General features: G+C 38.8%; 15 protein-coding genes and 3 pseudogenes. 2 read left to right on the top strand and 16 right to left on the bottom strand.

The genetic code is table 11. From position 1 onward, the window contains the following. Window positions 1-621: 621 nt before the first annotated feature. From J5A55_RS02340 to J5A55_RS02410, 16 genes and pseudogenes are all read right to left on the bottom strand, one after another. Window positions 622-1,698: pseudogene (locus J5A55_RS02340) on the bottom strand (sugar-binding protein); the annotation flags it as partial. A gap of 495 nt (window positions 1,699-2,193) precedes the next feature. Next, window positions 2,194-2,625 (bottom strand): hypothetical protein, encoded by a 432-nt coding sequence (locus J5A55_RS12265; RefSeq protein WP_234396057.1) that lies wholly within the window; start codon window positions 2,623-2,625, stop codon window positions 2,194-2,196. A 40-nt stretch (window positions 2,626-2,665) separates the two neighbouring features. Beyond that, window positions 2,666-3,175, bottom strand: a pseudogene (locus J5A55_RS02350) (hypothetical protein); the annotation flags it as partial. A 15-nt stretch (window positions 3,176-3,190) separates the two neighbouring features. Beyond that, the gene (locus J5A55_RS02355; RefSeq protein ID WP_039851131.1) at window positions 3,191-3,664 is read right to left on the bottom strand and encodes a hypothetical protein; all 474 of its coding nucleotides are present in this window, start codon (window positions 3,662-3,664) and stop codon (window positions 3,191-3,193) included. A gap of 50 nt (window positions 3,665-3,714) precedes the next feature. Then, window positions 3,715-3,999 (bottom strand): annotated as a pseudogene (locus J5A55_RS12270) (RHS repeat-associated core domain-containing protein); the annotation flags it as partial. A gap of 14 nt (window positions 4,000-4,013) precedes the next feature. Beyond that, complete coding sequence (locus J5A55_RS02360; RefSeq protein WP_004382587.1) at window positions 4,014-4,442, bottom strand: hypothetical protein; 429 nt, start codon at window positions 4,440-4,442, stop codon at window positions 4,014-4,016. Window positions 4,443-4,584: 142 nt separating this feature from the next. Continuing rightward, a complete protein-coding gene (locus tag J5A55_RS02365; protein WP_004382588.1) occupies window positions 4,585-5,022 on the bottom strand; it encodes a DUF6078 family protein in 438 nt (145 codons plus the stop codon). A 149-nt stretch (window positions 5,023-5,171) separates the two neighbouring features. Then, complete coding sequence (locus J5A55_RS02370) at window positions 5,172-5,597, bottom strand: energy transducer TonB (RefSeq protein ID WP_004382589.1); 426 nt, start codon at window positions 5,595-5,597, stop codon at window positions 5,172-5,174. Between the two features lie 1,091 nt (window positions 5,598-6,688). Further along, window positions 6,689-6,952 (bottom strand): hypothetical protein, encoded by a 264-nt coding sequence (locus J5A55_RS02375; protein WP_004382592.1) that lies wholly within the window; start codon window positions 6,950-6,952, stop codon window positions 6,689-6,691. 114 nt (window positions 6,953-7,066) lie between these two features. Continuing rightward, window positions 7,067-8,317 carry an MBL fold metallo-hydrolase gene (locus tag J5A55_RS02380; protein WP_004382593.1) on the bottom strand — a complete coding sequence of 417 codons (1,251 nt, stop codon included), beginning with the start codon at window positions 8,315-8,317 and terminating at the stop codon, window positions 7,067-7,069. A gap of 60 nt (window positions 8,318-8,377) precedes the next feature. Beyond that, window positions 8,378-9,307: a hypothetical protein gene (locus J5A55_RS02385; RefSeq protein WP_004382594.1), complete on the bottom strand. Its 930-nt coding sequence runs from the start codon at window positions 9,305-9,307 to the stop codon at window positions 8,378-8,380. A 12-nt stretch (window positions 9,308-9,319) separates the two neighbouring features. Then, entirely contained in the window at window positions 9,320-9,889 is a 570-nt protein-coding gene (locus J5A55_RS02390) for a metallophosphatase domain-containing protein (RefSeq protein WP_039850977.1), read from the bottom strand. A gap of 73 nt (window positions 9,890-9,962) precedes the next feature. After that, on the bottom strand, window positions 9,963-10,961 hold the full coding sequence (locus J5A55_RS02395) for a lysylphosphatidylglycerol synthase transmembrane domain-containing protein (RefSeq protein ID WP_004382596.1): 999 nt from the start codon (window positions 10,959-10,961) through the stop codon (window positions 9,963-9,965). Between the two features lie 36 nt (window positions 10,962-10,997). Continuing rightward, a complete protein-coding gene (locus J5A55_RS02400) occupies window positions 10,998-12,128 on the bottom strand; it encodes a PdxA family dehydrogenase (protein WP_004382597.1) in 1,131 nt (376 codons plus the stop codon). Between the two features lie 40 nt (window positions 12,129-12,168). Further along, window positions 12,169-13,209, bottom strand: a complete 1,041-nt coding sequence (gene rlmN, locus J5A55_RS02405; RefSeq protein WP_004382598.1) for a dual-specificity RNA methyltransferase RlmN — start codon at window positions 13,207-13,209, stop codon at window positions 12,169-12,171. A gap of 360 nt (window positions 13,210-13,569) precedes the next feature. After that, the gene (locus tag J5A55_RS02410) at window positions 13,570-13,998 is read right to left on the bottom strand and encodes a DUF6078 family protein (RefSeq protein WP_004382600.1); all 429 of its coding nucleotides are present in this window, start codon (window positions 13,996-13,998) and stop codon (window positions 13,570-13,572) included. A gap of 449 nt (window positions 13,999-14,447) precedes the next feature. Here J5A55_RS02410 and J5A55_RS02415 point away from each other — a divergent pair, with 449 nt between their 5' ends. After that, window positions 14,448-14,996, top strand: coding sequence for a glutathione peroxidase (locus J5A55_RS02415; RefSeq protein ID WP_004382601.1), 549 nt, complete (start codon window positions 14,448-14,450; stop codon window positions 14,994-14,996). 99 nt (window positions 14,997-15,095) lie between these two features. Then, window positions 15,096-15,407 carry an MGMT family protein gene (locus tag J5A55_RS02420; RefSeq protein ID WP_004382603.1) on the top strand — a complete coding sequence of 104 codons (312 nt, stop codon included), beginning with the start codon at window positions 15,096-15,098 and terminating at the stop codon, window positions 15,405-15,407.

Below are 15,407 nucleotides of genomic sequence, written 5' to 3' on the forward strand. Positions count from 1 at the left end.
CCTTTCAGCTGGCTTTTAGGCTTTACTAACTTGTATGAGGCACTATATAAGGATGAACGCCCGATAGATAGTTGCATTACTACGGCATTCTAAGTTAAAGTACAGCCTTTGCCAAATCAAATAACAAACGGGTAGCGAAGGAGCATGTCAATAAGCATAAACTTGAATGCCTCACTGAGGGGTATTCAAGTTTACCAAACAAGCGAAACCGCAAGCTCTGCATATCCAATAAAAGCTTTAGGGCTTGAACCTATCTTTATTTAATATGCAGGAAACGTAGATAAGGTTTAAGGGATGATAAATTTTGATACTTTCATTTTTTAATCCTAAAATATATTTCAAGCAATAGTACTTGCAGAACTATATTCATTATCACCATAGGAATTATTTGCTTTGGAAAAGTGGATTCTGATAGAAAGAAAGGATACTCTGTATTGATGATAACTAAAGGGAATCCACAGATGTATTTCAAAATTCCAAACTGAAGGTTTGCTACTATAGGTAAGGGTTCATCGGTCATGTGTAAAGCGATGAATAAGATTATCATAAAGAAATCTATTAGCAAAATAACAAAAAAAGATATAATAATTCTTCTCATCTTTTTATCAATCAATTTTACTTAATAAACTCATCATTATCTGTTACGTTGGCGTGGTCGTTTGTGAAGTAAGACGTACAGCCGAGGTGGTCACTGTGATAGAAGAAGGTTCCTTCTTTCGTAGTGTCATTTGGAATATAACCATAACCAGCCTGTGGGTCATCAGGGTTGGTTGAGTCATTCCATGAGATTGGAGCATCGGGGTTGGTGTCTGGTGTCGTGTTTGGATGTGGAGTCTGAATCCACCCCTGTGGCACATCATGGTTGCCGAGTTCTGTGAGAACAGCATTATAACCAACGCCCGTGTTCTCTGGGTCACCATATGCCTCCTTCTGCGTCTGAATCTGATTCATACGTTCTGCATAGTCCTGCTGACCAGCAGTTACGTGTGAGCCATTGCGTCCGTAAACGTTATTAAACAGACCCGTTCCTATCCTTGAAGCAACTCGTTTGTGACCGATGAAGTAATGCTTTGTAAAGCGATTATTGTTAATGCTAATTATTGAGGCAGGATAAAGCGTGAAGTTATCTGTTTCATGAAAGGTAATACCCTGTGGGGCACCATTGATATACACACCCTCCATCGTACCGTAGCTCTTCATGATGCGTTCACCAGCAGCGTTGTAAGTGTATCGGCTTGTTTTGCTGTTGTCACTTAAGACCATCAGGCGGTTTTCCTCGTCCCAACGGTACTTCTGCTCGGTTGCCTTTTCATCCTCCTTGCCGTCACGCTTTACACGAGAGGTATTGATATAGACAAGGTTCCCGTTGAGGTCGTAAGTGTACTTGTGTCCGTTGTTGATATTCATACTCTCCGTAGGAGTTTCTTCCGTGCGGTAGTTGATATCGCGCACATTATCGAGCTGGAACTTCCTGCCCGCATCCTTGCAGTAAGTATAAGCGAGTTCATAGCCTGCGTTGAGCGTGCCCTCGAACTGCACACCTGTCTGTGAGAGATGCTGTTTCTTGCTCGTGATGCGGTGCATGTTGTCGTAGCCCATAGATAACGTATAAGAAGCAGCTTTATTGTCCGCACCCTTGTACGTCCCACTGGCAGTGCTTAGACGATACAGGGCATCATACGTATAGTTGTAGCTCATCTGTCCGCCTGCCTTGCCCTTTTCCGGAATTGCCGCCTTGTTGACAACAGAAAGCACATTGCTCACCACGTCATAGCCGTAGGCATTGTCCATGATGGTTTTGCCACCTGCATTGAGATAACAATCTATTAGATATACCATATAACTATCTGTTAAACAACAACTTAGAAACCAATTGAGTTTACCCGCTTATTTGCATGGGTTGTTGACCATGTTTGTATGGGTTGTTGAATACGTTTGCATGGGTTATCAATCACCCGCCGAGAAAGAGGCTTTAAGCATGACGCGATATGCTACCATGTTGTTTGTGGTTATCACTCATTTAACATCATTCTTCCCGATTTCTGCAATGCGGACATTGAAATTCAACTCCCAATTAGGAGCATAAAGCACCGAAGCGTTCTCGTAAGGTCATTTTCTCTTTGTTTGGGGTTACAAAAATAGCAAAAATCACTGATTTCTATTTGTTACTACGATAAAATCCAATTTGGAGCATTACTTATAGATTGGAATTAGCAAATACATATCATGTTTCTTTTCTATTCTAAATTTCGCATTACCTTTCTTGATTTTTAGTTTTCTTATACTATGATCAAATATTATACCAGTTTGTATTTTCTCTGGTATATAATACCAGTCTTGTGTGTAAATGATTCTTTTGTCTTGAACAAAAATCATTCTATCACTTGTGTCTTCGAACTCATTAAACTGTATACCTAAATCCTTATTAATCTCCTCTAAAGAGCATTTACTGGAAAAATAATAACATATATCCCAGTTGAAGCTAAAACAAGAAGAAAAGTCTACAATACAATTTATGCTATCTTGCTGCCAATGATTCGAAACTATCTTATTGATGTCATTTTTGTTTTGGCAACTAGCCAAAACAAAAATGACCAAGATAGAATGTAATATATTTCTTATCATCTCATTGTTCCCCATGTTTGTTGTAAAGTTTCTAATTCCTGTTTAGCTTTTGCGTCAGCATCCAACCCTGTGGCACGTCATGATTACCGAGTGTGTCAATGATAGAGTTATATCCTCGTTTTGTATTCTCCGGATCACCGTACGCACCCTTCTCTGTCGGTACACTAGGAGCTACACCCACCTTCTCATAGTATGCTTCCTTCTGTGTCTGAATCTGATTCATACGCTCTGCATAGTCCTGCTGACCAGCGGTTACGTATGAGCCGTTGCGTCCATAGACGTTGTTGAACAGACCCGTTCCTATCCTTGAAGCAACTCGTTTGTCACCAATGAAGTAATGCTTCGTAAAGCGATTCTTATTGATGCTGATTATCGAAGCAGGGTAAAGCGTGAAGTTATCCGTCTCATGGAACGTGATTCCCTGTGGCGCACCATTGATGTACATTCCCTCCATCGTACCGTAACTCTTCATGATGCGCTGCCCACCTGTGTTATAGGTGTAGCAGCTTGTCTTGCTGTTACCAAATATAGTCATGTGTCTTTTCTCTATCGGTGTATTCATTTTTTATATTAGCTTTAGATACCATTGATTAGATTTTACAACTATTATATCCTTTTTATGTGAAAACGTCAATATGGCTATCCGTAAACGATAAAAATTGACACTCCACAAACTGCTTTTCCCAAAGTAAATAATTAAAGGATCTCTTTGATTAGTAAATGTTATTTTTATATATAGCCCCCAAAATGGTGTTGAACAAAAAAATATGTGCGATATATCCTCCCATGAAATCTTCATATTTCCTTCCTTTTCTGTAATTAGTAAGCCCAACTCATTTATGACTATTTTTTTATTGCGAGTTTTTATTAATCCATAAACAAGAATGATGATTATAAATACTGAAATCAAAAGTATTATTTTCATATTGCTTTGATCATTATTCATAATATCACCTATTGATAATGTGAATGGTATTAGCATTATCAATAACAATAAAAAGAAAGTAGGATATGTATGTATATTAAAATCTTTTGCCATTAGAAGTAAACCTTTATAAATTGAATAACCATAAGAAAACATTGAATGTGTCATCTTGCACCATAATAGTATAGACCTGTTTCCTCATCGACCTGCTTACCATTGAACTTATACGGTAGTGTCTTCACTGCTGCTGTGTTCATCAACGAGGAGTTCCCATATGGCAAGTAGGCATCATACTGGGTGATGTTAGCTTTATCATCTGTGATGTAAGACGTACAGCCGAGGTAGTCACTGTGATAGAAGAAAGTTTCTTCTTTCGTAGTGTCGTTTGGAATATAGCCATAACCAGCCTGTGGGGCATCAGGGTTACTCGAGTCATTCCAAGAGATTGGAGCTTCCAGAATTCTTAATAGAGAGTTATATAGACATTTGTAGAAAAAAATCTACCTTCTTTATATTGCCAAATAAAAACTTTTTTGTGCAACATCTCCGAAAGATTTTTTGCAGCAAAATAGTCTTCTGAAATCTCTATTCTCTTTTTTGATAGAATGATAAAAGGAGGAGTCCATTTGTCTATCATGCTTAACTTTAACGTCTCTGGGATGACTTTTTCCCTCTTATCTTTTAAAGAAAAGCCAATGTATATAAATTCGTTATATTCTTCTACTTTAATAAATTCTGTACATATATCAAGGATTGAAAAAGAAACTTTCAACCACTCTCTTCTTTGTATTTCATTACAAAAATCAGTTATATGACGATCTGTATAAATATCGTCAGAAAGTGAGAATCTCTTAATCCATCTATGTAATCTCTTTCTACAATTTGTATCCATATTAAATAAGACTTTATATCCTCCAGTCTTAAGCTAAAAAGTCATTCCATCACAGGTGTAATGAGTTTCAAGCAATGAAACGGTGCGTTTCATAGGATGAAACTGTGAGTCTCATTCTTTGAGACTATTATGATACTCTATTTTATTCATAAGCATAACGGGTAAAGTAGTTGTCGAAGCTTAACTCTTCGGTGTAACCATACGAGCGGAAGATGTTTATAATGCCCTCTTGCTGCTCGGGCGTGAGGGTGAGTTGTCCGTTCATATAGCGGTAGTAGGTGGGGCGACTACTGAGATATTGCTGAATTTCTCTGCGTATCGGAGTGTCGTCCACGCGTTTTACGTTGAGGAATAAATTGTGAAATCCCCATGCTGCTCGTATCACCCGTTTTTCCACGTAGAACTTGCATTTGCCTTTTTGTAGCGCATTAGGATAGATGGCATAGCCCACGTTTTTATCGTCTGGTAGATGCTGACCAGCAAAATAACGCATACAAGTGTCTTTGCGTGGACAATCTTTGTTAAAACAGAGTTCCCATGTAGGGGGAACGGAAGCGAAGTTGAATGGTAGTTGTTCCATATTATGATTTAATTTTTACGAGAAGTTTGCAAGTTCTTTCATTTAAACTTGTTGCTTACTTGTTTCTTTCTATAACCGTGAGGAATACTAGATTGTTGTATTCTCTTATCTAATTATAATATATTATGTGGCAAATTGAATAGTTCGTATTATTTTTTATCTCTCTTTTTGAATACTACTGCTATAGTGAATCTTTCATCTTTAGGTTTTAATGTCCAAATGTCTAGAGCAGGATTCCAGCGTGGCATGCTTCTGATAAGTCTAATGGCTTCAGCGTCCAATAAGGGGTGAAGCCCCTTTAATATCTTAATATCAGAGATACGTCCATCTTTTTGAACAAGGAAATTGACAATCACTCTCCCTTCTATTGTATCAGCAGCTTCTGGACGTCTAGTATTCTTTCGTAACCATTTCTGTAGATCTCCTTTAAAAGAAGGCATTGGAGGGACCAACAACATCGGTTTATCAGTGGAATCCTTTTCAACAATAACATCTATCTTAGTAGGGTTAATATCTATATTATTCCCTTTTGATGTATAAAAACTCAATGTTAAAAGAAATACGTAAATACTCATACTAATTTTTACGAGAATTTTACAAGTTCTTTCATTTTAGTTTGAATGAATCAATTTATTGGGGGCTAAAGGGTTGCTAAGGAGATTATAATACTAGCAATGAATAAAATTAAAGATAACAACCATGTACACAAAGAAAGTATCATATACAGACACTTCACGTTTTTATTTAAACTTTTGTATGTCTTGTAATACTTTGAAAGAGAATTACAAACTTTATTTTCACAGAATTTGCTTATAACAGGTATGAGAAATATAATTAATAGAAGCAAACCTATCTTATCTGTTTTCGTCCAAGCCAGAATAGATACAGACTGTAAAGTTAAATAAATACAGAGAAATACTCCCCCTATAACATTTAAGATTATATCTATTAAATACCACTCTGCATATCGATGCCATTTTCTTGGATATTTCATCCAAAGAACTGAATACTTCGATATCGTATATATACTAAAAAACATGTAAGATAAGATTTTATACACTTTCATACAGAATTAGTTTGACCATATAAGATAGAACTTTATAGTTTTTTGTGACTTTCATCTTGTTTATATCATGTCTAATATTTTTAATATTCCATATATTAATGATACGATTGCACCAATCCAGCCTCTTATATACATATATTCACCGCCTCCCCCAGAATGATGCGACTTAGAGCAAATCCATATCATAATAATGCCTACTATTATATAGTTCATGCCCTCTAGTGCTCTATAAAACAACCCGATGACGCCTGAAATAAGAAGAGTACATAAAATTATATAGGCAACAGAATACATCAAAGACTTTTTGCATTGCGATTGCCTTAAGTGATAAAATAGATAGCAAACTAAACTTATAGTCAAAAAACCAGATATACTATATAATCCCATTGCTTCAATTTATTTATTATTTGAATCAACCTCCTTGTGAGGATTGATTTTTCCTCGTTTAGCTAGACACTTTTTTGTTATATTAGCTGAATAAGTAGACAGCCTTTTTGTAAGTCTACTGGAAAGCTAGACACTTGGTCTTTATTGGATATGCAGAGCTTGTGGCTTCGCTTGTGTTGCAATACTGGATGCTCCTCAATGGAGCATTCAGTTTTATGCTGGTTGACATACACCTTCACTAGCGATTTGTTGTCTGGCTTGGCAAAGATAGTGGATAGTTTCCATTCCTGCTATCTTTTTGATGATAAACTTTCTTCTTCCACACTCTTTTTTGTGCGCCTTGCTCGAAGTGAGCGTTCTGTGGAGCTTTGTATCCAATGCCCATGTGCGGTCGGCAATATTTGTGGAAGTGAATGTATCGAATCCTATGATATAATAAAGAGAGAGCTTGGGAATAATTAATGTGTTGATAGCCATGCTCTCGCTTGTTAGCTTGAAAGAAGTGGAGACAAGTAATCGCCGTTAGTTAGCCTTTATGGTTATTTCTTGTTTTTACTATATGAGTATATGCAACTGGGTATTTGCTACTATCTAATAGATGCGAATCGCAAAATTGTCTCTTATTGTATTTGCTCTTATTAAATGGATTCTTGTAGGAAGATGCAAAGCTTCTATTGAAGAACTAAAATCTTTGTGGATGAATATAATTCCAGTATGAGGATTTGTTCTTATACATACATCACGAAGGGTTTTAAGATCTGCATGTCCGCTGGTATGAAAACCATCTCTAGTCCCATCATAAATCCTTCCGTTGAAGAGCTCCCGCATTGCAATGATTTGTGGGTTAAGGTGTTCTTCTTGCCCATTATGGTATCCTTGCCACATCGAATAAATCAGGTAAGGAGGGGCGTCATTGTAAGTATTTATCAGTTTCTTTATACGTTCAATCTGGCTGCTTCTGACAGGTATTAAGAAACCTCTCTTCATTAGAAATTCCCTAACCTTTGGTTCATTATATTGATTTAATAGAAATTTGTTAGAGAAATTAAAGATACTACTCTTCGTGTATTTTGTGAATATATCCAGTATTGATGATAGGAAATGGTCACAACAAAATACTCTGTGTGTTAATTTGCATGCTTCTTTAAAAGAGGCTAATCGTTCTAAGTCCGTAGAAGAACAGAGTGCGAAGACATACTTATGCCGTTTTAGAACTTTTATGGTATTAGACAAGATATCCATTTCATGTAATACTTTCTCTTGCGTCCGTCCCAACATAGTTCCTTCGGTTATGAGAAGATCTATTTGCCTGATATAATATTTCAGAATGCGGTCTAAGCCTTTTCCTAGATAGCCATGGTTCCGAAAGTCACCTGTATGTAATATAACTTTCCCTTCAGATTCAATCTTAAACATATAAGCATCAAAGGCAGAATGACTGCAGAAGTAAGGGGTAATTCGGATATCTTTGATTTGTATAGGTTCATTGGCAAAGTATGTACGCATATGATTGATAGTATTCTGCTCTTCCTTTGTATCTATATGTTTGGAAAGGGTATCATATTTGCACTTGATAACCTCCAAAGCTCCTTTACCAACGTATTGTGGAATGTCGTTTGGAACAAGATGAAATAGACCTATATGATCTCCATGATAGTGGGTGTAGAATATTGCATCCGCATCCGCTGTAATTTGAGTAACTTGTTCTACTGTTAGTTCCTTTATCCTATTTCCTGGTAGATTACTACCAAGATCAATGATAATTTTGGCTTTTGTAGTTGCAATTTCAGTAATACATCCACCAATTTGATTAGCTCCACGATGTATGGTTATGTTTATCATATTATATATACGCTCTTTGGTGATATTGAAAGGTTGTTATAGGATGAAGATAATTGGGGCTTATCTATCATAAAGCTGATACTCTTCTTTATTTAGCCATATAACTCTTATCCCTTTAGCTTCTCCTTTCTGTTCCTTTCTGAAAACCTCCTTTTGGAACTCAAAACTAGTTCCTTCTTCTTTGAATTGATAACAAAAGATAAATTCAGGTTTGTGACTGCAGTCTATCTTGATATCTTTGGGTAATAACCCCAGTTGTTTCTTCTGCTCTACAACTTCGTTCATTTCCTTAGTAAATGCCTCTTCTGTCTTGGTATTAGCTCCAATAGAGTAAGCATACGAATGGGCATGCTCTTGGAGTCCAGATGTGCCTTTAAGCGCCTTGGTACCCTTCTTTAGTTCTATGATGCAGAGACAATGATCGCTGTTTCTTATGGCTATGATATCAAAGCGTGGTGATGGAATCTTTCCTGCTGGGGTTCTTTTATTCCCGCAATATTTGAATTCAGATCTTTTACTGACCTGATATTCTAAGTCGATAATTGTATAGTCTGATAATTTGTACTGATTACGTAGACACAAAAGATGTTGTGCCTTTTTCTCTTCAACACCTTTACCATTTAGAATATTCAGCCAATAGTGCTCCATAGCAGCACTAATGCATGCTATATAAGCCTCATATTTCCCTTCTCTGAAAAGTTGTAGACAATGATTTTCCTTTTCTATGATTTCAAGTTGATCTTTTTCTTCTTTTTTAGAATGTTTTCTGAAGTAGTTCTTATCAATCTCTATTCTCTTATCGGAATAGACCCGTGCAATGTTACCTCCCCAATAATAAATATTAAAGTAGTTGTCTCTAATTTGAAAGGTTAAATCTGGGTTTTTGTTGACACATTCCAAGAATTTGTTTAATGGTCCTTCTAATAGACTCTTTCGGAGAGTTTCGCCTGATTTATCTACATGAAATCCTCTTTTATAATGGTTGCTCATAATACCGAATGATTAAATGTTATGTAATAATGGTTGTGTCTGGTATAATTGGTACTGATCATCTAATACTGCTCCATTAGCATATAAGGTGTCACTTATTAGAATTTTACCTACAGACTCATGAGCATGTCCGAATAGATGGGCATAAGGTTTGGTACTAAATATTCTGTCACGAATAGCCTTATTCCCCCAGTGTCTCCTTGCTGATTCGTCAAGAATCATTAATGGTGGCTCGTGGGTGATGATAATATCCGCCTTAGTTGGGATTTTCTTTTCATTATGATTGTAACCCAATCCAAAGAGTGTAATGCCTTCTAGTGTAATACTCTTATCTTGCAAGAAGAATACGTTATTAGGTAAATCCTCTATATTATCCGCATCCCATAAGCATAGGTCATGGTTCCCTGTTATGAAGATTTTATATCTATAGGGTAGGGTTATGAACCAATTAAGGAAATATAGAACTTCCTTTTCTGTTCCCATGTCAGTGAAATCTCCGCAGTGAACGATGATGTCAGCCATAGGTAGATTTGTCAATAAATGGTGCCTGTTGTGTGTGTCAGATATATGAAGAATCTTCATTATTGTTTAGATGGATATTTAATAGGATAAGTTAATAGTATTTTGGTTAAGTACTCTTCATAAGACTGCTCTTTTATTCTTTTCGCTTTTCAATCTTGATCAGCAATAAGCCGATAGCAGTCCATATCAACTCTCGGATGCGGACGATCAGTGCGACGAAGATACCCGCACTTGAACTAAGTCCTAAGCCAGTAACCGACATGAGGAATCCGCCTTCGCGTCCGCCCAGTTGCAAAGGCATAAAGAAGAGCATGTTGGCAAATAACGAGGTGAAAGCAAGAATGAGGATGCAATCGAAGTAATTGACGCTTGGCATGAGAACCAATAGAATGAAGAAGATCTCTAAGGCACTACAGATTCTGCAGGACAGCTCCAATAGAACCGCAGTAAAGAACATACGTGGGTTTTGGTTATGGAGTGATGCAATCTGTCGGTCGATGTTATCGAGTTCTTCTTTATGCTGATGAATGAAAGGCTCAGCCCACTTCTTAATGAACGGGATGTGTCGCACGATACTCATCACGCGCACGGCAAGTCCTTTCTTATAGCCTGTCAAGAAGAACCATATCGCTGCTATACAAAAGATACCAGTAACGCTAAGCATTGTGCCCATCAATAGGTTGACGGGTTGAGTAAACAGGTAAAGGAATATTGATAGGAACCAAAACCAGAAGTGACTGAATATGTGTGTCATAGCATATAGCACAACAGATGATGTGGCACGCTCAACTCCTATCTTCGGTGTTAGTTCCATGATACGATAAGGCTCACCTCCCATCAATCCGCCAGGCGTTGCATAGTTAAGGGCAAAGCCAGATACCGTCACTTTGTAAAGCCAATGAAAGGAAACACGTTGCTGTTCAGTATTTCCTTTCGTTTGGCTTTTTATGATGACATACCATGCCGATGTATTAAACAGATATAGAACAGCCCATAGTGCAATGACGGCAAAGAACCAGTAACCAGCATGCTGTAAATTACGCCAGACATCAGCAAAGTCGAGTTGAGTAATCATAATGACTAACACGACTAAGCCGAACCCAAAGAATATATTCTGATGCTTTTTACTCATGAGTCTATGGATGGAGTTCTATCTGTTGGATAGATATTATCCTCGCTTCTCTTCGTGTCGCTCGCTATGTGGAGTGCGGTCTTCTCGCTTATGAGGGTTTGCGAAACGCGCCTTATCACTCTCATCACGCTTCTCCTTATAGAGCTTTGGCAGTGGATGAACTTGAGCCTCGTCATACTCTGCACGATTGCGGAAGATGTCTATCGCAAGGTAGATGGCATGGCGGAAAGCCTGCTCGTTGGCAACGCCTTGCCCTGCGATTGCGAAGCTATTAGGTATCTCTGCGGATGTACGAACGAGTGACATTCCTGATGTGTAATTGATTCCTTGGAAGTCAGAGAGTGTGCGGAAGGGTGATAAACCTTGTTCGTAATACATTGCCAAAATGCCATCAAACTCTTGATAATCGCCATTACTGAAGAAGGTATCGGCAGCATACGGACCAAAGACCTGTATATCCTTTTCCACGAGTTCGTTGATAGCAGGCATGATTATCTCTTCTTCCTCTGAACCTAACAAGCCATTGTCGCCCGCCTTAGGGTTCAATCCCAATATGGCAATGCGTGGGCAAGAGATTCGGAAGTCGCGGCGCAAGCTCTGGAAGAGTGCTTCAGCCTTGTTCGCAATGCTCTCTTTTGAGATAGATTCGGGCACTTGACGGAGTGGAAGATTACGTGTTGCCAGTGCCACACGCAGTCCTTCGTGGATAAAGATAGACAATCCGTGCCCTTCAGTCTCTAAGTGATCTTCTATGTAACGGCTTTGTCCACTGAAATGGAACTTGTCATTATTATCAATAGGAGCAGTCACTAACACGTCGAATAAGCCTTGACGATAATCCTCAAGCGCCTTATCTACAGCCTTCAATCCAGCCTCTCCCGATTCCTCGGAAGCAACACCTAACTCAATCTTTATCTCTTCGTCGAAGACAGGGAGTAAGTTCAATCGTCCTTCTTTAGCCTCACTTGCATCCTTAATAATCGTGAAGTTAGCTTCAATTCCTAATGCGTTGCGATGATAGGTAGCCACCTTTGGCGACCCATAGATAATGGGTGTGCATAGCTCCAGCATGTCTGGTTCAGAAAAGGTCTTGAATATCAACTCATATCCAACACCGTTTGTATCTCCGTGTGTGATAGCTACGCGGACTCTTTTATTCTCGTTCATATATGTATATCTTGTATAGTTTGATACTGTCTCAATCCTTTTATCGTCTCTCTCCAGCAATCTTCTTGGCTGTAGAAAGTAATCCACAGGCGGCAAAGATGTCTTGACCCCGACTCGCACGAATGGTCGTAAAGACTCCATGTTGCGTTAGATAGTTCCTGAATTGTTCCATCTTATGGTCGTCAACTCCATGCAAAGGTATGTTGGGAATAGGGTGGAATCGAATCAGATTTACCCTACATTCTATACCCCTAACGAGCTTAACTATTGCCTTAGCATGCTCTTCAGAGTCATTGACTCCCTTAAATACTATGTATTCAAAAGATAATCGACGCTGGTGCGAAAAGTCATAGTTACTTAGCAATTCAACGATACTCTCAATCGACATTCCTCGCTCGGCAGGCATCAATTCCGACCGTTGTTCATGCAGAGGAGAGTGCATACTGATTGCCACATGACAATTACTTTCTTCCAAGAACCGCTTTAACTTCCCCTTGATTCCTACACTACTTACGGTGATTCTCTTAGGCGACCACGCATAACCGAAGTCAGCAGTCAGCACCTCAGTAGTACGTAAAACGTTATCGAGATTGTCCATTGGTTCGCCTTGCCCCATGAACACTATGTTGGTCAGTTTGTCACGTTCTGGGAGGGAATATATTTGGTTAAGGATATCAGTTGCACTCAAATTCCCCTCAAAACCCTGCTTACCTGTTTGGCAGAAGAGGCAATTCATCTTACAACCAATCTGTGAAGACACACAGAGTGTGGCACGATCTTCTTCTGGGATATATACTGTTTCAACAAATTTCCCACTATCTGTAGGGAATAAGTACTTGATTGTTCCGTCCTTAGAATGTTGAGCATCAATAGGTTCTTTACAGCCTATCTCATATTCAGCAGCAAGTTTCTCGCGGTTCGCCTTAGAGATATTTGTCATCTCATCAATGCTCTTCACATGTTGTGAATAAAGCCATTTCGCCATCTGACCACCTGTAAATGCAGGCATCCCTAACGACTTCGCAACCTCTTTCAGTTCGCCAAGTGTCATTCCTAACAGATACTTCTTTGCTGTTCCCATCCTTGTTCTCAATGTTTTATTGCCTGCAAAGATAACGAAAAAAAGGCTAAATCCTTGTTCTTTTTGTGCATAAGTTATCTATCTCTCTACAATCTACTTCGATTGAAAATGATGAGATGTAGCACGAAACGGATAATGAAGTCCAGTGTAACAAGCCACTGTTTCGTTAGCAAAAAACAAGGAAGAGCAAAGGAAAAAAGCCTATTCTCAAACAGAGAAAGATATCTACAGGATTTCTCCAAGTGCTTTGTAATACCTCTCCAAGTGCTTTGTAATGCTTCTCCAAGCCTTTTGTAATAATCCTGTAAATGCTGAACTGCAAGTAAACGAGTGGAGAAGTTTACGAGTAAACGACTTAATCTACCAGTCAAATTCATCCTTATAGCTATCGAAAATGGCTCCATCTTCATAGCCAAAGTCCTTGAACACGCTGTTAATAAACGCTTGTTCGGCTGGAGGGATAGGCTTTTCTCCGTTCCTCCTAAGGTAATAGGAACCATTACCATAGTGCGAAATGAGTTGGCGACGAATACTAGCTACATCTGTGGCAAGCACTTTGTCGAATGAATATCTCATGCCATACGCCATGCGAACGACCTTATCTGGCTGGTAGTAAGTGCAGTTGTCCGCCTTATTCACAGCTGGATTGACACACTTAATAAGCCTGTCTTTGCACACTTCGGCGTTTGCAACGAGTCGATGTAAGCAGGTTTTGCCCTTCTTGCACTCGGTATTATAACATAAAAGATAGTGCTCTGGTGCTCCTTGATAATCATTCTTGTTCTTCATCTTATCAGTTGTTTAGAGATAAATTAATAGTTATCTATTGCTTTCTAATGAGTCATTAGACGTGCTGAATGCAAAGATACGAAATTCTATTTAGCTATAACTGCATCTGTAATGATAATTTTCTCGGGTTGAGTTTATTTTGTTAAGGTGGCTTAATGAGGCTTTATTTCGATGAAGAACATGCGAAATTATGTTAAAGATAAGCACCAATCGCCTGCGATATAAATTATTCTTTCTACCTTTGCAATACCAAAAGAGAGAGGTAACTCTCCCTTGTGTAGTGAATATTTGATGATAGATAATAACGTTAGAAAGGCAGAGGCATGACACCGACGATGGTGGGAGCCACAAGAGGTGACATGCCTTTTCTAACAACTTTCGCATTGAAAAGGGACGACACAAACATTTATTAGAGTAAACAACATTATAAACATAAAAGTAAAAGAGTTATGGCAACAGTTTATGACTTCAATTTGAAAGATAAAAAAGGTAATGAGGTTAGCCTCGAAACATATAAGGGTAAGGTTCTTCTTATCGTTAATACTGCTACTGGTTGTGGCTTCACTCCACAGTATGAAGACTTAGAAGCTATGTATCGAAGCCTGAAGGATAAGGGTTTGGAAATCCTTGATGTTCCTTGCGATCAGTTCGGTCACCAGGCACCGGGTACTGATGAAGAGATACATGAGTTCTGCACGGCTAAGTTCGGGACTGACTTTCCACAGTTCAAGAAGAGTGATGTAAACGGAGCAAACGAACTTCCTCTTTACACATGGTTGAAGAGTCAGAAGGGTTATGATGGTGGTGCTTACGAGGAGAAGTTGGCTGCTATCATGGAAGACTTGTACAACAAGGCTAACTCGGAACCGCGTAAACAGAACGATATACAGTGGAACTTCACTAAGTTCTTGGTAAATCGTGAGGGCGAGGTAGTGGCTCGCTTCGAACCAACTGTTGATTGCAAGGAGGTTCAGAAAGCTGTTGAAGCTGAACTCTAAAGCACTGACACGTAAGTTGAATATATTGAAGGATGGTCGTGACAAGGTCTCTCTGTCGACTATCCTTCTTGTTTTTTTTGATGCTAATGATGGTGAGGAATGGCTGTTGATATAGCTGCATTTCGTAAAGGAGTATATGAGGTTGTAGCATCAATTCCGTCAGGAAGGGTGTTAAGCTATGGTAAGATTGCGTGGCTCTTGGGCTATCCTCGTCATGCACGATTGGTGGGAAGGATGCTACATAATGCTGGCGAAGCGGAGAAACTACCTTGTCATAGGGTGGTGAACAGTGCTGGGAGGACTGCTCCTGATTGGGCGGAACAACGGCAGTTACTCGAGTCAGAAGGTATTACCTTTCGCTCAAATGGATGTGTAGATATGAAGAAATGGCAATGGAAACTATATGAATAG

Origin of the sequence: Prevotella veroralis (assembly GCF_018127765.1) — a bacterium.
Classification (GTDB): Bacteria; Bacteroidota; Bacteroidia; order Bacteroidales; family Bacteroidaceae; genus Prevotella; species Prevotella veroralis.